This window comes from Pseudomonas sp. FW305-E2 (assembly GCF_058782925.1).
In genome coordinates this window covers 45,610-61,964 of sequence record NZ_JBYSYE010000013.1, presented here as the reverse complement: position 1 = coordinate 61,964, position 16,355 = coordinate 45,610, and the positions used below count along the sequence as shown (strand labels likewise).

Annotated in this window: 17 protein-coding genes; 9 read left to right on the top strand and 8 right to left on the bottom strand. The window is 62.9% G+C overall.

Annotated features, from left to right (window positions below; translation table 11 throughout):
• Nucleotides 1-25: 25 nt before the first annotated feature.
• A complete protein-coding gene (locus AC3WLP_RS12870; protein ID WP_014753498.1) occupies nt 26-868 on the bottom strand; it encodes a helix-turn-helix transcriptional regulator in 843 nt (280 codons plus the stop codon).
• A gap of 282 nt (nt 869-1,150) precedes the next feature.
• Between AC3WLP_RS12870 and AC3WLP_RS12865 the strand changes: the two genes are divergently transcribed.
• From AC3WLP_RS12865 to AC3WLP_RS12855, 3 genes are all read left to right on the top strand, one after another.
• Nucleotides 1,151-2,533, top strand: coding sequence for an APC family permease (locus tag AC3WLP_RS12865; RefSeq protein ID WP_012052810.1), 1,383 nt, complete (start codon nt 1,151-1,153; stop codon nt 2,531-2,533).
• A gap of 154 nt (nt 2,534-2,687) precedes the next feature.
• A complete protein-coding gene (locus AC3WLP_RS12860; protein ID WP_014753500.1) occupies nt 2,688-4,268 on the top strand; it encodes an aldehyde dehydrogenase (NADP(+)) in 1,581 nt (526 codons plus the stop codon).
• Nucleotides 4,269-4,428: 160 nt separating this feature from the next.
• Nucleotides 4,429-5,802 carry an 8-oxoguanine deaminase gene (locus AC3WLP_RS12855; RefSeq protein WP_017147710.1) on the top strand — a complete coding sequence of 458 codons (1,374 nt, stop codon included), beginning with the start codon at nt 4,429-4,431 and terminating at the stop codon, nt 5,800-5,802.
• Nucleotides 5,803-5,991: 189 nt separating this feature from the next.
• Here AC3WLP_RS12855 and AC3WLP_RS12850 read toward each other — a convergent pair whose 3' ends face one another.
• Entirely contained in the window at nt 5,992-6,483 is a 492-nt protein-coding gene (locus AC3WLP_RS12850) for a GNAT family N-acetyltransferase (protein WP_012052813.1), read from the bottom strand.
• A gap of 162 nt (nt 6,484-6,645) precedes the next feature.
• Here AC3WLP_RS12850 and AC3WLP_RS12845 point away from each other — a divergent pair, with 162 nt between their 5' ends.
• Both AC3WLP_RS12845 and AC3WLP_RS12840 read left to right on the top strand, forming a co-directional pair.
• On the top strand, nt 6,646-7,236 hold the full coding sequence (locus AC3WLP_RS12845; protein ID WP_012052814.1) for a biliverdin-producing heme oxygenase: 591 nt from the start codon (nt 6,646-6,648) through the stop codon (nt 7,234-7,236).
• A gap of 199 nt (nt 7,237-7,435) precedes the next feature.
• Nucleotides 7,436-7,810 (top strand): hypothetical protein, encoded by a 375-nt coding sequence (locus AC3WLP_RS12840; protein ID WP_014860835.1) that lies wholly within the window; start codon nt 7,436-7,438, stop codon nt 7,808-7,810.
• Nucleotides 7,811-7,839: 29 nt separating this feature from the next.
• Here the strand turns inward: AC3WLP_RS12840 and AC3WLP_RS12835 are convergent, their stop codons facing one another.
• Nucleotides 7,840-7,995: a DUF2986 domain-containing protein gene (locus AC3WLP_RS12835; protein WP_003250831.1), complete on the bottom strand. Its 156-nt coding sequence runs from the start codon at nt 7,993-7,995 to the stop codon at nt 7,840-7,842.
• Between the two features lie 211 nt (nt 7,996-8,206).
• On the opposite strand from AC3WLP_RS12835, the gene AC3WLP_RS12830 reads away from it, so the two are divergent.
• Nucleotides 8,207-9,961 carry a phosphoethanolamine transferase CptA gene (locus AC3WLP_RS12830; protein WP_080580314.1) on the top strand — a complete coding sequence of 585 codons (1,755 nt, stop codon included), beginning with the start codon at nt 8,207-8,209 and terminating at the stop codon, nt 9,959-9,961.
• A gap of 10 nt (nt 9,962-9,971) precedes the next feature.
• Here AC3WLP_RS12830 and AC3WLP_RS12825 read toward each other — a convergent pair whose 3' ends face one another.
• The 4 genes from AC3WLP_RS12825 to AC3WLP_RS12810 are packed head-to-tail and all read right to left on the bottom strand — an operon-like array spanning nt 9,972 to nt 13,376.
• Nucleotides 9,972-10,502, bottom strand: coding sequence for a PqiC family protein (locus tag AC3WLP_RS12825; RefSeq protein ID WP_014753505.1), 531 nt, complete (start codon nt 10,500-10,502; stop codon nt 9,972-9,974).
• A gap of 11 nt (nt 10,503-10,513) precedes the next feature.
• Nucleotides 10,514-12,154, bottom strand: a complete 1,641-nt coding sequence (locus AC3WLP_RS12820; protein WP_012052817.1) for a PqiB family protein — start codon at nt 12,152-12,154, stop codon at nt 10,514-10,516.
• Complete coding sequence (locus AC3WLP_RS12815) at nt 12,154-12,783, bottom strand: paraquat-inducible protein A (RefSeq protein WP_012052818.1); 630 nt, start codon at nt 12,781-12,783, stop codon at nt 12,154-12,156. The genes AC3WLP_RS12820 and AC3WLP_RS12815 overlap by 1 nt, the downstream gene beginning before the upstream one ends.
• The gene (locus tag AC3WLP_RS12810) at nt 12,780-13,376 is read right to left on the bottom strand and encodes a paraquat-inducible protein A (protein WP_014753506.1); all 597 of its coding nucleotides are present in this window, start codon (nt 13,374-13,376) and stop codon (nt 12,780-12,782) included. Before AC3WLP_RS12810 ends, AC3WLP_RS12815 begins: the two co-directional genes overlap by 4 nt.
• Nucleotides 13,377-13,526: 150 nt before the next feature.
• On the opposite strand from AC3WLP_RS12810, the gene AC3WLP_RS12805 reads away from it, so the two are divergent.
• A complete protein-coding gene (locus tag AC3WLP_RS12805; protein ID WP_003250819.1) occupies nt 13,527-14,000 on the top strand; it encodes a YMGG-like glycine zipper-containing protein in 474 nt (157 codons plus the stop codon).
• Nucleotides 14,001-14,049: 49 nt separating this feature from the next.
• Here the strand turns inward: AC3WLP_RS12805 and AC3WLP_RS12800 are convergent, their stop codons facing one another.
• The gene (locus tag AC3WLP_RS12800) at nt 14,050-14,955 is read right to left on the bottom strand and encodes a LysR family transcriptional regulator (RefSeq protein ID WP_014753507.1); all 906 of its coding nucleotides are present in this window, start codon (nt 14,953-14,955) and stop codon (nt 14,050-14,052) included.
• Between the two features lie 277 nt (nt 14,956-15,232).
• Between AC3WLP_RS12800 and AC3WLP_RS12795 the strand changes: the two genes are divergently transcribed.
• Both AC3WLP_RS12795 and AC3WLP_RS12790 read left to right on the top strand, forming a co-directional pair.
• Complete coding sequence (locus tag AC3WLP_RS12795) at nt 15,233-15,619, top strand: VOC family protein (RefSeq protein WP_003250815.1); 387 nt, start codon at nt 15,233-15,235, stop codon at nt 15,617-15,619.
• Between the two features lie 41 nt (nt 15,620-15,660).
• Entirely contained in the window at nt 15,661-16,230 is a 570-nt protein-coding gene (locus AC3WLP_RS12790; protein WP_088512752.1) for a hypothetical protein, read from the top strand.
• Nucleotides 16,231-16,355 lie beyond the last annotated feature (125 nt).

Genomic DNA, 16,355 nt, shown 5'->3' with positions numbered 1-16,355 from the left:
GGTGGGGTTGCAGGGCAGCTGGCGTTCAGCGCAGCTTGCCCATGTAGCTTTCCAGCGGGTCCTTGCCCAGCACGCCCTGGGCATTGGCCAGTGCGTCGATGAACAGGGAGAACAGTTCGGACTGGGTGCCGATGTCGAGCTTGACGTAGACGTTCTTGCGGTGCGACTTGATGGTGTCTTCCGACACCCCCAGCCGCTCGGCCAGCGACCTGGTCGAGTGACCACGCAGGATCAACTGGGCGATACGGCATTCACGCTCGGTCAGCAGCGAGCTGCCGAAGTTGTTCAGCGCGGCATGGATACGTTGCTCGAGGATGTTCTCGAAGCGGCCTGCGCGGCTGTCCAGCCCGGCAAAATGCTTGCCGAGTACCGCCAGCACCCAAGGCGTGATGAGCCCGAACCGCGTGCGGCTTTGCCCATCCAGCTTGTCGGTGAAGGCCAGCGACACCGCCAGGCTTTGCCCGGGCGCCACCTGCAGGATGTAGTTGAGCTCATCCTCCAGGTGCGAGTGGCGGTAGAACGATTGGTAGTATTCGCTGACCTCGAAGTGATCGGGCGCCACTTCGAACAGGCCGTAGCAGCCGGATTCGACCTGTTCCACACAAGCACCGTAGAACGGGTCAAGCAGGTAGAAACCCGACAGGTAGCGGCTGACATTGCCTTCGGGCTGCCAAGGTGCCTTGTCATCCTGCTCGAACAGCGCACAGGGCATGCCGTCGTGCGGGTACAGGTACACCGTGGTCGCCTGGATCGGCCGTATCACACCCAGTGCAGCAAACAGGCTGGCGGCAAAGCCCGGTCGGCCGATCGCCTCGGTGACCTTGGCCTGGTGCTCGAACCATTGTGCTGAAAGCAATTGATTAGTCACTGTAAGCCTGCCGTTTCTTCTCAGTGGCACCGCCGCCAGTGCGGTGCGTCGTTGAGCAGATACTCCCACGGGCCTGCAGGCACCGGAATCACCCTTTGGGGTGAGCCGGGCAAGGGCAGTGGCCGCTCACCCCAAAGGGTGATTCCGGGTACCTGCAGGGTGTGGGAGCATCAACCCGCCCCAGCGCTGCGAGCTTTCCGCTCGACCTCCTTGCACAGTACCTAACGGTCGCGAGCCTGCTCGCGTGCCGCGGTGTCCTGCATCCCTTTTCAGGAGTTAGCAATGCATACAACAACAAGTACAGCCCATAGCCCCGCCCCGCATGCACCCTCGCAACCCGGCACCAGCACCGGCCGCTTCCGCAAGTCCATGAGCATGACCGCCCTGGTGCTGTTTGGCCTGGCCTACATGGTGCCCCTGGCCGTATTCACCACCTACGGGCTGGTCACCCAGATGACCAAAGGGCACCTGCCCACCGCCTACCTGCTCACGCTCGCCGCCATGCTGCTGACCGCCTACAGTTACGGCCGCATGGTCCAGGCCCACCCCTACTCCGGCTCGGTCTACACCTACACGCGCAAGGCCTTCGGCAGCCATATCGGCTTCATCACCGGTTGGACACTGCTGCTCGACTACATCTTTCTGCCGCTGCTCAGCTACCTGCTGATCGGCATCTACATGTCGGAATACTTCCCGACCATCCATGCCTGGGTGTGGGTGGCGGGCTCCATTGCCCTGGTCACCTTCCTCAACCTGATCGGCATCGAGTCGATCACCCGGGTCAACTGGATCCTGGTGGTGGTGCAATTGGTGTTCATCATCGTCTTCGTCGCCCTGTCCATTCTCAAGCTCAGCGGACAGGCGGAGCCGGTGTCGCTGCTGGCCCCCTTGCACCACGAAGGCTTCAGCGTGCCGTTGATCATGACCGGCGCCGCCGTGCTGTGCCTGTCGTTCCTCGGCTTCGATGCGGTGTCGACCATGGCTGAGGAAACCAGTAACCCGACCTACCGCATTCCCGTGGCGATTCTGGCGGTGTCGTTGATCGGCGGCCTGCTGTTTCTGGTGGTGTCTTATTGCGCACAGATGGTGTTCCCCGATTGGGGCAGCTTCGCCGATCCGGATTCGGCGTCGGTCGACGTGATGCGCCGGGTGGGCGGCGAGCTGCTGGTAACCGCCTTCACCGCGACCTACGTGGCCGGCTGCTTCGCTTCGGCCATGGTGTCCCAAGCCAGCGTGTCGCGCGTACTGTTCGCCATGGGCCGTGACGGCGCATTGCCGAGGGCATTCGGCCAGCTGGTGACGAAAAAGCGCGTGCCGGCCACTGCCATCCTGGTGGTCAGCCTGCTGTCGCTGATCGCCCTGGTGATCACCCTGGATACCGTGGCGAACATGATCAGCTTTGGCGCACTGTTCGCCTTTTCGGCGGTGAACCTGGCGGTGGTCAAGCACTACCTGGTGGACCAGAAACTGCGCGGTTGCCGCAACTGCCTGCTGTACGGCGCCATTCCCGGCCTGGGCTTTCTCAGCACGCTGTGGCTATGGAGCAGCCTGACCAGCCTGTCGTTCACCATCGGCCTGTGCTGGATGGGCCTGGGCCTGTTGGTGCTACTGGGGCTGACCCGGGCGTTGCGCGTGAAGCTGCCAGAGTTGCAGATGGCCGAGTGAGCCCTGACGCCTTGCGTGACCGCTCCTGCCGGGCATCGCGAGAACCCGGGTGATAACTGTTCGTTATCACCCGATCCGGATTAATCATTATTCAGCCCCCCGTTCGCCCCCCTACAGTCCTGACCCACGATTGTCATTGCCAACGGGAAACGAAATGTCCATCGAACACCGCCTGAACCACATCGCCGGCCAGCTCAGTGGCCACGGTGACGTGCTGCTGCACAGCCTCGACGCCCACACCGGCGAAGCACTGCCCTACGCCTTCCACCAGGCGACCGGCGACGAAGTCGAGGCCGCCGCCCAGGCCGCCGAGGCGGCCTACCCGAGCTACCGCAGCACCCGCCCGGACCAGCGCGCTGCTTTTCTCGACGCGATCGCCAGCGAACTGGACGCGTTGGGTGATGACTTCATCCAGGATGTGATGCGCGAAACCGCACTGCCTGAAGCACGCATCCGCGGCGAACGCAGCCGCACCAGCAACCAGCTGCGCCTGTTTGCCGAGGTGGTACGGCGTGGCGACTTTTACGCTGCACGCATCGACCGCGCCCTGCCCCAGCGCACCCCGCTGCCGCGGCCGGACCTACGCCAGTACCGCATCGGCGTGGGCCCGGTGGCCGTATTCGGCGCCAGCAACTTCCCTCTGGCCTTCTCCACCGCTGGCGGTGACACCGCTTCGGCGCTGGCCGCCGGCTGCCCGGTGGTGTTCAAGGCACACAGCGGGCACATGCTCACTGCGGCACATGTGGCCGCGGCCATCGACCGAGCAGTGACCGGCAGCGGTATGCCGGCAGGCGTTTTCAACATGATCTACGGTGCCGGTGTGGGCGAAGCGCTGGTCAAGCACCCAGCCATCCAGGCAGTCGGCTTTACCGGCTCGCTGCGCGGTGGCCGCGCCCTGTGCGACATGGCCGCAGCGCGCCCGCAGCCGATCCCTGTATTCGCCGAAATGAGCAGTATCAACCCGGTGATCGTGCTGCCGCAGGCTCTGCAGGCTCGCGGTGAGCAGGTGGCGACCGAGCTGGCCGCCTCGGTGGTGCTGGGCTGCGGGCAGTTCTGCACCAACCCGGGCCTGGTGGTGGGTATCCGGTCGCCACACTTCGAGCATTTCCTGCAAACGCTGGTGGCACGCATGGCCGACCAGAGCCCGCAGACCATGCTCAACGCGGGCACCCTGCGCAGCTACCAGAACGCTGTGCAGCACCTGCTGGCGCACCCGGGTATCCAGCATCTGGCCGGTCAACCGCAAACGGGTAACCAGGCTCAGCCGCAGTTGTTCAAGGCCGACGTGAGCCTGCTGCTCAATGGCGACCCGCTGTTGCAGGAAGAAGTGTTCGGCCCTTGCACCGTGGTGGTTGAAGTGGCCGATGCCCAGCAACTGGCCGAAGCATTGCGTCACCTGCAAGGTCAGCTGACCGCCACCCTGATTGCCGAACCTGACGACTTGCGCGCCTTTGCCTCACTGGTGCCGTTGCTGGAACGCAAGGCCGGGCGCTTGCTGCTCAATGGCTACCCGACCGGTGTGGAGGTTTCCGATGCCATGGTGCATGGCGGCCCCTACCCGGCCACCTCCGACGCCCGCGGCACTTCGGTCGGCACCTTGGCCATCGACCGCTTCCTGCGCCCAGTGTGCTTCCAGAACTACCCGGACGCACTGCTGCCGGATGCGTTGAAAAACGCTAACCCGCTGGGGATTGCCCGGTTGCTGGAGGGTGTGAGCAGCCGCGAGGCGGTGTGATCTTTCATGGCTGCAACCCGTGCCGGCCTCTTCGCGGCTCAAGCCGCCAAGAGGCCGGCACGGGTACTTCGAGCTGTATACAATCAGTAAAAAGCTTGCTTACAATACCGAGCGCCTATGACATCGGTAATCGCCGATGCGTATTGCGCAGGCTTGCACCATGTCATCTACAAACCCTGCAAAAACGCTCCTCGTCAAAAACGCCGCACTGCTGGTCACCATGGACGGCGAACGCCGCGAAATCAAGAACGGCGGCCTGTTCATCGAAGGCAACCTGATCAAGCAAGTCGGCCCCAGCGAAACCCTGCCGCAACACGCCGACGTGGTTCTGGACATGGCCGGCAAGGTGGTCATCCCAGGCCTGGTCAACACCCACCACCACATGTACCAGAGCCTCACCCGCGTGGTACCGGCAGCTCAGGACGGCGAGCTGTTCAACTGGTTGACCAACCTGTACCCGATCTGGGCGCGCCTGACCCCCGAGATGATCGCGGTGTCGACCCAGACCGCCATGGCCGAGCTGATCCTGTCCGGCTGCACCACCTCCAGCGACCACCTGTATATCTACCCCAACGGCTGCAAGCTCGACGACAGCATCCACGCGGCGGCCGAGATCGGCATGCGCTTCCATGCCGCGCGCGGCAGCATGAGCGTGGGCCAGAGCCAAGGCGGCCTGCCACCTGACGCAGTGGTGGAAAAGGAAGCCGACATCCTCAAGGAATCGCAACGCCTGATCGAGGACTACCACGATGCCAGCCACGGCTCGATGCGCCGTATCGTGGTCGCGCCATGCTCGCCGTTCTCGGTCAGCCGCGACCTGATGCGCGAAGCTGCCGTGCTGGCGCGCCAGTATGGCGTGTCGCTGCACACCCACCTGGCCGAGAACGTCAACGACATCGCCTACAGCCGCGAGAAGTTCGGCATGACCCCTGCCGAGTACGCCGAAGACCTTGGCTGGGTCGGCCATGATGTATGGCATGCCCACTGCGTGCAGCTCGACCAGCACGGCATTGAGCTGTTCGCCCGCACCGGCACCGGCGTCGCCCACTGCCCATGCTCGAACATGCGGCTGGCCTCGGGCATCGCCCCGGTACGCAAGATGCGCGACCACGGCGTACCGGTGGGCTTGGGGGTCGATGGCTCTGCCTCCAACGACGGCGCCAGCATGATCGGTGAAGTGCGCCAGGCCCTGCTGCTGCAACGGGTGGGCTTCGGCCCTGACGCGATGACCGCACGCGAAGCGCTAGAGATAGCCACCCTGGGTGGCGCGAAAGTGCTCAACCGCAATGATATCGGCGCCCTGGCCCCGGGCATGGTCGCCGATTTCGTCGCCTTCGACCTGGGCCATGTGGCGTATGCCGGCGGCCACCATGACCCATTGGCGGCACTGGTGTTCTGCACCCCGACCCAGGTGCATACCAGCGTGATCAACGGCCGCGTCGTGGTGAAAGACGGCCAGCTGGCCACCGTCGACCTGCCGCGGGTACTGGAACGCCACAACCAGCTGGCCCATCAGCTGGTCAGTGGCACTTGAGGCCAGGCATCAGCTCGGCATCGCCGGGTTGAATGAAGGTCATGCGCAGCCCTTTGGGCTGCGCTGTCATGTAGAGAACAAAGGCAGCAAGCCACCAACGTCAATCAAAGCGTTACCTGTTTTCCCATGAGGAAAGCCGGGTGCGTGGCTAGAAGCTGCGGGTAGCGCACACTACGATTTCACGTTCACTCAAAGGCCCATGACCATCTCATGCCAGGCCATGCCGCCGTGGTCCGACGGCGACGGTTTCACGTATCGGTAGCCCAGCTTCTGGTACAGGGCCACATGCTGCTCCTTGCACATCAGGTGAATGGTCTGCTTGCCCGCCGCATGCATGCGCCCGATGAATTCGTTCATCAACAGTTTGGCGTAGCCTTTGCCCTGGTGGGCCGGGTCTACAACCACCGACATGATCACCACGTTCGCGGCCGCCGGGTCATGGCCGACCAGCTCTTTGAAGGCCTCGTCGGACATCACGACCTCGTGGGCGCAGCCACTGTTGATGAAACCCACGATCTCGCCGTCACTTTCCAGCACCAGGAAGCCTTGTGGGTACTGCGTGATACGCGTGCGGATTTTCTCCAGCGTGGCCGCCTCATCCCCTTCATAGGCGCCAATTTCGATGGCGTAGCAACGCTCGGCATCGGCGGGAACGGGGGTGCGGAACTGAAGGGCGCTCATGGCAAGTATCCTTGGCAATGGTAAAGACAGCCGCCATGATAAATGAGCCTCGACCTTGCGCTCCATCATTGCGAACTCGGTCAGGTCGGGCGTGTGACGCTTGATGCTTGCCAAGGATGGCAAGCATCATGGGGACCTTGCTCTATTGCCACGGATACGCCGATGACCGCTGTAACTTCCCCCTTCACCGAACCAAGCCGCTGCAAACGCCTGAAAGCGGCCAGCAGCAGGGATCATGACAGCGTCGATCAATTGGTAATGGCAGCGCGGCCCTTCGAGAACCGCGAGCGTTATGGTCGCTTCCTGCAGGTGCAGCACCGCTTTCATGGCAGCCTGCTGGCGTTGTATCAGGATGAACAGCTCAACCAGCAACTGCCGGGGCTGGCGACGCTGTCACGTTTCGCGGCAGTCGAGGCCGACCTGCGCGACCTGGGCCTGCCGCTGCCAGCGCCCCCCCAACCGGTCTGTGTCAGCTCGGCCCAGGCCTTGGGATGGCTGTATTGCAGTGAAGGCTCGAACCTGGGGGCGGCGTTTCTCTACAAGCACACGCAATGTCTTGGGCTGGAGGGTGACAAGGGCGCCCGCCACCTGGCCCCTCACCCGGATGGCCGAGCGCTGCATTGGCGCGCATTTGTTGCCAGGCTGGACAGCCTGGTGCTGGGGGATCAGGAAGAAGCAGAGGTGGTGAAAGGGGCGATTGCTGCGTTCGACAGTTACCGGCGGCATTTGCGTGAGGTGTTTGCAGGCCTATGACTGACCAGTGGGGCACTCACGGCGGATACTGCACAGCGCCAACCACCCCGGCAAAGTTCTTCAAGTTGTTGCTGTAGCGAACTTTTTCCTGATTTCCTGTCTATGTGTGAGGCACAGAAAGGTAGCGGAACGCGAGACAAGGTTCGCCCCACACCTGCTGGCCAGATGGCTCATTCGTTATCAGAGGTTGGCTACGCTCATGAAAATACATGTCGCAAGGTTGGTGCTGCTCGGCCTGTTCTCGCTCGCGGCGGTGGGCACGGCATCGGCAACGCAAATGAAAGCCGCCGAACCGGTTTCACCGGCTGTCCAGTCACCGTTAAAGCCAGCCGGCAACCCTTGGTCGAGCGTGGCCAGCGTGGCCGTTGAACAGCCGGCCACCCTCCTGGCGCATGATGACGATCGCTGGCACGACCATCGAAGCGACTGGCGCCGCGAACAGTGGCGGCGTGAACAAGCCCGTCGGGACTGGGAGCGGCGGCGCGACTGGGAACGGCGCCGTGATTGGGAGCGCCGCCATGAGCGCGCCATGCGCCAGCGTCATCATGACGCGCATCATTACTACCGCCGTTGAAGCCCAAGCGATCGGTTTTAGGGGCAGTGTCAGTCGGCCAGCTGCGGAGCCTCCCCCGCCGCCTCTGCCTCCATCTTCAAGCGGTCCGCCTTGCAGATGTACTTGGGCTTGCGTGGCGCCAGCTTGGCACTGGCCTTTTTGGCATGCGCCTGCAATAGCTGCTTGATCTTCTTACGACGGTTCATAGTCTACGGGGCCTTTCAGGACGTTTCGCTGCCGCCATCATACCCCGGCAGCCTTGGGAAAACGCGGTGAACAGCCCAGCTTATGCCTGCTACGGCCATGCAGGTCACAGGATTAACCGCGTTGACGTTATTTTCACAGTCCGCAGATTAGCGTCACGCCCTTTCCGGTCACGCGCACAACCGCTGGCCGCCAAGGTACGACGAGGCATACGTGTCAAACACTACATCCCCCGCCGCGCACAAGCGCGTGGACTGGGCCGGGCTCGGCTGGCTCTTGCTGTTCTTCTGGTATTTCTCCGGTGTAACCCAGGCGCTGCTGCTGTTCAGCGGGACGACCGGCTTCGCCGGTTTTCGCGATGCACTGTTCCTCAGCAGCCTGTGGCTGGCGCCCGTCCTGTTGCTGCCGCGCTTCACCCGCGCCACCGCGGCAATCATTGGTCTGGTGCTGTGGGCTGCATCGCTGGTGGGCCTGAGCTACTTCGGCATCTATCGCCAGGAGTTTTCACAAAGCGTCATCTTTGTGATGTTCGAGTCCAACACCGCCGAGGCTGGTGAGTACTTCAGCCAATACTTCAGCGTGGGGCTGGGCCTGGCACTGGTGCTGTACACGCTGGTCGCGGTAATGCTGTGGCGACGCGTGCGCCCGGTCAGCCTGCCGCTTCGCAGCCGCCTGCCGGTGGTCGTGCTATTGCTGGTGGCCAACCTGGTCATGCCGTTCTACAAGCAGATGGTCACCCAGGAGCGCAACTTCGCCGATGCGCTCGAAAAAGTGCAGCAGCGAATGGAGCCGGCCGTCCCTTGGCAGTTGCTGGTCGGCTACCGACAGTACCGCCAGCAACTGGACAACATGCAGAAACTGCTGGCCCAGAATGCCGCACTGCCACCGCTGCAAAACCTGCGAGACAGCAGTGGTACAGCGCCACGCACCTTGGTATTGGTGCTCGGCGAGTCGACCACCCGCGAGCACATGCACCTGTATGGCTATAACCGCGATACCACGCCCAACCTCGACGCGCTGGCCGCCAGCGACAAGGGCCTGACCGTGTTCCGCGACGTGGTATCGCCGCGCCCGTACACCATCGAAGTGATGCAGCAGATCCTCACGTTCGGCGACGAGCAGAACCCGGACCGCTTCCTCAGCGACCCGTCGCTGATCAACCTGCTGAAACAGGCAGGCTACAAGACCTTCTGGATCACCAACCAGCAGACCTTGACCAAGCGCAACACCATGCTCACCACCTTCTCGCAGCAAACAGACGCGCCGGTGTACCTGAACAACCAGCGCAACCAGAATGCCAGCCAGTACGATGACGTGGTGCTGGGACCGTTCGAGAAAGCCCTGCAAGACCCTGCGCCCAACAAGTTCATCATCGTGCACCTGCTGGGCACGCACATGGACTACCGCTACCGCTACCCGGACAACTATGCGCACTTCAACGACAAGCAAGGTGTGCCAGCCAAGCTGACGGCGGACCAGGTAGAAACCTACAACTTCTATGACAACGCGGTGCGCTACAACGACTATGTGGTGTCGACCCTGATCAAGCGTTATGCGGCAGGCAACCCCAACGGGTTCCTGATGTACCTGTCCGATCATGGTGAAGACGTGTACAGCTCCGGTGACCACGACCGCCTGGGGCGCAATGAAGGCGCACCGACCCGGCCGATGTACACCATCCCGTTCCTGCTGTGGACCTCGCCTAGCTGGCAGGCCGAACACCCGCGTGACTTGCAGGCAATGGCCAACCGCCCCTACAGCAGTTCGCATCTGATCCATACCCTGTCAGACCTGGCCGGATTGAGCTACGACCGCTATGAACCGGCCAAGAGCCTGGTGAGCCCACAGTTCGTGGTAGCACCACGCTGGATCGGCGACCCGTACCGCAAGGATGGATTGCGCGAGTTCGATCAGCTGCCGCAGGACACGGCCGAAGGGGCACAGGAAACAGCCAGCACCCGGCAGTAATAAGGCCGGTTCATGCCCGGCAGCTACCCTGCAGGGCACTCCCCCGCACCGCCTCGGCCAACTTGCGCAGGTTGGCCTGGTGTGCATTCACCAGGCTGGTGATGCTGTTGTCCGCGGCAGTCTGCACAGACGTATGGCAGGTCAGCTCGGCCTGCCCTTGCTGCTTCAGGCGCCACACCGCCTCCAGCGAGGCATGGCGCCCCGGTACCGTGTCGAAGCGCTGCACATCCACCCGCAGCGACGCCTTGCCACCGCCCGCCGGGCCGCCCAACAGGTCCTGCAGGGCGCTGCGGAATTCATCCACCAGGTTGGCGCCCCACCACTCCGTCTCCAGGATGGCCAGGCCGCTCTGCCCTTGCCGCACCACCAACTGTGGGCGGTCGACCTGGGGCGGCACAGCCACCCTGACCACCTGGATGCGCTGGCCGCTGTCACGTACCGGTTCGCTCGGTACCAACGTGTGGTAGTTGTTCGGCGTACTGCTACAGCCCCCGAGCCACACCAGCAGGCTGGCCACACATACATTGCGCAGTCGTTGCATCGGCTGTCTCCTCAGGGTTCAAGGTCTGCGGGCCCGGCCGCTTTCGGCCGGCCACGAATGAGCGACTCGGGGTGTCGGCCCAGGTAATCGGCAAGGTCACGTAGCGACCGCGACATGCGCTCCAGCTCGTCCAGTGTTTCGCCCATTCGCTCGCGCTGCGGCGAATCTTCGGAAATGGCCGAGTTGGCCGTGCGCAGGGTCTTGTGCACCTCGTCCAGCGCCACCTTCACCTCCGGCAGCGTCTGGCCATTGAACTGCCTGAGGCTGGCGCGCAGCTCACGCAAGCTACCGTCCAGGTTACCGGCGATGCTTTCCAGCGGCAGCTTGGCAATGCGCTCCATCACCCGCTGCAGCTGTTCCTGCAACTGCTCAAGGCTGCCGGGCAGCGTCGGGATCATGATGGGGTTGGCAGCCATGTCGAAGGTCACCTTCGGGGCATCCGGGTAGAAGTCCAGCGAAATGAACATCTGCCCGGTGATCAGGTTGCCGCTACGCGCCTGGGCCCGCAGCCCATGTTCGACAAACGTGCCAATCAGTTTCCGCGCCCCTTCCATATCACCCTCGGTGTGCTTGAACACCGCCAGCATCTTGCGGTGCACCGGCCCTAGCCGCTGCGGGTAGATCACCGCATCGACCACTACCGGGAAGCTCTGCCGCGTAGCATCGTAATCGAGCTGGATCGAGGTGACCCGGCCAAACTCCACCCCCTTGAATTCCACTGGCGCGCCCACCGACAGGCCACGCATGGCCTGGTCGAAGCGCAACTGCAGGTACTGCGCCTGGCCATGCGGAGGCGACAGCGCCATGTCGCGGTCCGCGAATAGCTGGAAGCGGGCCTGGTCGGCAGCAGGCTCGGCTTGCGCGGCGAAATCGGGCGAGCCGAAGGCCAACCCGCCCACCAGAATAGACGACAGCGATTCGGTATCGACCTTCAGGCCATTGGCACCGATCTGCATGTCGATGCCACTGGCATTCCAGAAGCGCGTGTCAGCAGTGACGAACGTGTCGTAGGGCGCCTGCACGAACACGCCAATCTCTACCCCCTTGCCATCGCCCTGGAGGGCAAAGGACACCACTTCGCCCACCGGGATCTTGCGGTAGTAGATCGAAGAGCCGATATCCAGTGAGCCCAGGTCGCTGGCGACAAGAACGAAACGCTTGCCCTTTTCGTCATAGGTGATCGGGGGTGGCAGCTCCAGGCCGACAAAGGACTTTTCCGGCACCTTCGACTCGCCTGAATCGGCCCCGATGAAACTGCCCGAAAGCAGCGTGTCCACCCCGGAAACCCCGCCCACGCCGATGCGCGGTCGCACCACCCAGAAGCGCGCCCCCTGGGTAGCAAACGAACGGGCATCGTTGGAGAGCTGAACCTTGGCCACCACGCTCCTCTTGTCGTCGGCCAAGTCCACCGTGGTCACTTCGCCAATCACCACGCTGCGGTATTTTACCTGGGTCTTGTGCGCCACCAATCCCTCGCCACTGTGGAAAGAAATGGTAATCACCGGCCCTTGCTGCATCCAGTTGCGCACCACCAGCGAAGCGCCGATCAGGATCGCCAGGATCGGCACGATCCATACCAGCGACACACTCCAACGTCGGGTGCGCACTTCAACCTGCCCAGGGCCCTCGCGCTTGTCAGTCTGTTGCCCCATCAATGCGGCCTCCCCTCGTTGGCATGGCTATCCCAGATCAAGCGTGGATCAAAGCTCATCGCAGAGAACATGGTCAGCACAACCACCATGCCAAAAAACAGAATGCCCACACGCGGCTCGATGGTGCCCAGCCCGCGCAGTTGCACCAGCGCAGCCACCAACGCCACTACCATCACATCGAGCATGGACCAATAGCCGATCAGCTCGACGAAGCGGTACAGCTGCGAACGCTGCCGGCAGGCCCAGGAAGAACCACGCTGGGCAGTGAACAGCAGCAGGCCAAGGGAAAAGAACTTGATGGCGGGCACACCCACGCTGGCAATGAAAATGATCAGCGCGATGTCCCAGGCCCCGGCTTCCCAGAACTCCAGCACGCCACCGCCAATGGTGCTTTCTGTACCACTGCCGAGCATTTCGGTGTGCATCACCGGCAGCAGGTTGGCGGGGATGTAGAAAATCAGGGCGGCCAGCAGAAACGCCCAGCCACGGCTGATGGCATTGGCCTTGCGCCGGTGAATGACGGCGCCGCAACGGTTGCAGGTGTGCGCGCCACTGCGCGTGTCGCATGCCTGGCCACAGCCATGGCACAGACACAAGCCAAGGTCGTGCGCCATGGCTGGGACAGTCATACCTGTTCCCACAAATCGCGGATGTCCTTGCCGGCAATGTGGATGATCAACATGCTCAGTGCGGCCAGGGCCAGCAGGCCGATACCGGGGATCACATCGAGCAGCCCCGCCAGCTTGATCACCGCCACCATCGCCCCCAGCAGACACACCTCCAGCATGCTCCAGGGCCGCAGGCTTTCCAGGCCACGCATGCACAGGGCAAAGCCGGGGGCACGCTGACCGGCAAGGGCAAAACTCAACACCCAGCACAACAGGGCAATTTGCAGCAGCGGCGCAAAAATGATCGACAGCGCCATGACCAGGGCGATGAAGGTGATACTGCCGTGACTGAGGATCTGCACGGCGTCCCACAAGGTGGCCGAGTGGGTCAGCCCCTGCATGCCGATGGTCATCACCGGGTAATAGTTGGCGAACACCAGCAGGACACCGCCAGTCACACTCAATGCCAGCCGCTGCTCGATGGTCAGTGACCTGTGCCGGTACAGCACGCCGCCACAGCGCTGGCAAAGGGCACGTTGATGTTTGAGCAGCGGTGCACGGTGGTACACCGTGTCGCAATACTCGCAGATGATCAGATCTTGCATCTGGCTCATGGTTTGCCCGCAGGTAGCCTTGGATCAGGCCAAGAGGCTAATCGGAACGGCGTCTGATATCCGGTGTAGACCATCTGGGCAAAACTTCCATCACGACCTCAAAGGCGAACTATCCTGTGAGGCGGGCTTTCCGCCCGGTGGAGGTGTGCCATGCGTACGTTCACGTGGAGTTACCTGTTGATGCTGCTGTGCGCAGCATCGGCCGCCCAGGCGCAGTCGGTGGTGCCGCTCAAGGGCCAGAGCAGCCAGCAGATGCAACTGGATATCAACGATTGCAATACCGTCGCCACCAATGCCGCAAACGGCACGGCGACGTCCAGCGACCCCCATGTCGGTGGCCGGGTTCGCGGTGCAGCTGCGGGTGCCGCCGCCGGTGCTGTAGGCGCGCAGGTGCGCGGCAACCAGCATGACGCGTTGTATGACCGGGTGGGTGACGATGCCAAACAGCAATACCGGCAGAACCGTGCTGGCGAAGTGGCCGCCGCCGGAGCCGCGGTCGGTGGCATGCGCCAGCGTCAGGACCGGCGCCAGGACCGGCGCGGCCAGGACGAAGCCAAAACCCAGGCCCATGCCAGTGCCTACAGCGGTTGCCTGCAGGGGCGCGGCTATCAGGTCAGCCCCTGAGCAATGCCACGCCATGCGCCTCCTGCCGGGGTAGCATGGCGTGCTCAGTTCAGAACTTCGCCAGCTCTTCCCGGCAAAACTCCACGAACAACTGCGCCGGTTTGGTCAGCTGGACTCGCTTCAACCACGCCGCAGCCAGCCCCGACAGCGCCACCGGCTCGGCAATGTCGAGCATTGCCAGGCGCTGGCCGTCATAGGTGTATTCCGAGTGCGGACGGGTTACCAGCAACGAAAAACCGAAACCCTGACCGACCATGCCGCGCACCATCTCGATCGACGGTGAACTGAAGACAATGTTCGGTGCCAGGCCCATCTCGTTGAACAAGCTGACGAAGTAGGTGCGGCTAGGGGCCACGTCCAGCAGGATCATCGGCTCGGGGCACAGGTCGCGCAGCGAGACCTGGGCCTGGCTGGCAAAGCGGTGGTTCTCGGGTAGCAGCACATAGGGCTTCTGCGGCGGCATCAGTGGCTCGGCCTCGATGGTGCCATCCAGGTCGTGGTCATAGAGAAATGCCAGGTCGAATGTTCCGGCGGTCAGGCCCTGGATCAGGTCCTGCTGTTCACCGTCGCGCAGGCGAATGTCCACACCCGGGTAGCGCTGACGAAAACCGGCGATCAGGCGCGGCAGGTAGAGTGGCGCCACGGTTTCGAAACAGCCAATGTCGATTTGCCCGGCGACGGTATCGTTGTCGGCCAGGGCGTTCTGTTCGAACTCATGGGCCATCTGCAGCAGCGACTTGGTCTTGGCATAGAAGCGTTTGCCACTGGGCGTCAATGACACGCCCTGGGCGTGGTGGCGAATGAACAGCTGCACACCGAAACTTTCCTCCAGGCTCTTGATGGCCGTGGAGATGGACGGCTGGGCGATGTACAGCTGGCGTGACGCTTCGGCCACACTGCCCGCTTCCACGGTGGTGACGAAGTACTTCAGTTGTCGCAAGGTATAGGCAGCCACAGGGTACCTCTCTGACGCGGGTCTGGGCAGGCTGGGATCATGCCTCACACTTTACCCTTGGCTGCCGCTCTGCGGGGGCTGAGCGCTGAAGGATTTACCTATGCCTTGAACAGGTTTTTTGTAGGGTCTGCCAGTACCTCGTCTCACAGGCCTGCGTAAACCGGCGCCGCACCACGCTTGCACCTGTAACGGGCCCCCGTGGCACTGCAACCACTGGTCAAAAACGCCCGAACGTCTTTACTGATAGTCATCGGCCCCAGGTAAACGGTGTGTGCTTATGAAGATCGTGGTCACCAGCATCCTCGTCGACGACCAGGCCAAGGCCCTGGCTTTCTACCACTACGTACTCGGTTTCGAGCCCAGGCACGACATCCCCATGGGCCGGCACCGCTGGTTGACCCTGACTTCGCCCAACGACCCCAATGGCGTCGAACTGCTGCTGGAACCCGACGCGCACCCGGCGGCCAAGGTGTACAAGGCCGCGCTCAAGCAGGATGGCATCCCCGCCACCTCGTTCGGCGTGCGCGATATCCAGGCCGAATACACCCGGCTATGTGCAGCCGGTGTGCAGTTCATCCGGCCACCCACCCCAATGGGGCCGGTTACCGTGGCGGTGTTCGATGACACGTGCGGCAACTTGATCCAGATTGCCCAGAAGCACTAGCCGGTTGCCCTTACCCCAATGCGCACCCACAAGGAAAAAAGATGCGCCACGAATTCAGCGAAGTGCTCAACGACCTGGTCGACTACTTTCTGCTCGGCGATATCCAGTTGCTCGAGCGCTTCAAGCAAGACCATCAACTGCCCGACGACCTGGCCGGTGCGTTCACCCACGGTGACAGCGGCGACCAGGCGGTGCGCGAAGGCATCGTGCTGCCGCTGGCCGGTGTCGACAACCTGCCCTACCGCATCCTGTTCACCCTCGATAACCACACACCGGCCCTGCGCGAGGCCGGCAGCCGCCTGAAGCACCGGCGCAATGGCTATGTACTGCGGATCGAGCACGGTGCGCTGATGCTGTACACCTGGCGCATCCTGCAGCACTTCACGCCCAAGACCCTGGGTGACCTGATGGCGCGTTACCAGGTGCCAGGGCGGCCGATCATCGAACTGGACAATGGCTGGTACGACGTGGAGGTGCTGGCGGGGGCACTGGTGCGCGACGGGTTGTACGAGCCGGCATTCGAGTTCGTGCTGAAGAAGCGCTGGAGCCGGGGTGAGGCGACAGCTGTGGATACCGGGTATGCATTCGGGCTTCGTGGCTACTTCGACTGATTGATCGCCTGTGCCGGCCTCTTCGCGGGCAAGCCCGCTCCTACACACCATTCGAGGCCTGTGCCGGCCTCTTCGCGGGTGAACCCGCTCCTACACTGCATTCGAGGCCTGTGCTGATCCTTTCG

What these genes read in the sequence shown, in the direction of transcription:
- AC3WLP_RS12850 (WP_012052813.1), bottom strand. Translation starts at nt 6,483, where the DNA reads ATGAGCGCCCTTCAGTTCCGCACCCCCGTTCCCGCCGATGCCGAGCGT.
- AC3WLP_RS12845 (WP_012052814.1), top strand. Translation starts at nt 6,646, where the DNA reads ATGACCGCTGTAACTTCCCCCTTCACCGAACCAAGCCGCTGCAAACGC.
- AC3WLP_RS12810 (WP_014753506.1), bottom strand. Translation starts at nt 13,376, where the DNA reads ATGAGCCAGATGCAAGATCTGATCATCTGCGAGTATTGCGACACGGTG.
- AC3WLP_RS12835 (WP_003250831.1), bottom strand. Translation starts at nt 7,995, where the DNA reads ATGAACCGTCGTAAGAAGATCAAGCAGCTATTGCAGGCGCATGCCAAA.
- AC3WLP_RS12795 (WP_003250815.1), top strand. Translation starts at nt 15,233, where the DNA reads ATGAAGATCGTGGTCACCAGCATCCTCGTCGACGACCAGGCCAAGGCC.
- AC3WLP_RS12840 (WP_014860835.1), top strand. Translation starts at nt 7,436, where the DNA reads ATGAAAATACATGTCGCAAGGTTGGTGCTGCTCGGCCTGTTCTCGCTC.
- AC3WLP_RS12855 (WP_017147710.1), top strand. Translation starts at nt 4,429, where the DNA reads ATGTCATCTACAAACCCTGCAAAAACGCTCCTCGTCAAAAACGCCGCA.
- AC3WLP_RS12860 (WP_014753500.1), top strand. Translation starts at nt 2,688, where the DNA reads ATGTCCATCGAACACCGCCTGAACCACATCGCCGGCCAGCTCAGTGGC.
- AC3WLP_RS12815 (WP_012052818.1), bottom strand. Translation starts at nt 12,783, where the DNA reads ATGACTGTCCCAGCCATGGCGCACGACCTTGGCTTGTGTCTGTGCCAT.
- AC3WLP_RS12825 (WP_014753505.1), bottom strand. Translation starts at nt 10,502, where the DNA reads ATGCAACGACTGCGCAATGTATGTGTGGCCAGCCTGCTGGTGTGGCTC.
- AC3WLP_RS12790 (WP_088512752.1), top strand. Translation starts at nt 15,661, where the DNA reads ATGCGCCACGAATTCAGCGAAGTGCTCAACGACCTGGTCGACTACTTT.
- AC3WLP_RS12820 (WP_012052817.1), bottom strand. Translation starts at nt 12,154, where the DNA reads ATGGGGCAACAGACTGACAAGCGCGAGGGCCCTGGGCAGGTTGAAGTG.
- AC3WLP_RS12805 (WP_003250819.1), top strand. Translation starts at nt 13,527, where the DNA reads ATGCGTACGTTCACGTGGAGTTACCTGTTGATGCTGCTGTGCGCAGCA.
- AC3WLP_RS12865 (WP_012052810.1), top strand. Translation starts at nt 1,151, where the DNA reads ATGCATACAACAACAAGTACAGCCCATAGCCCCGCCCCGCATGCACCC.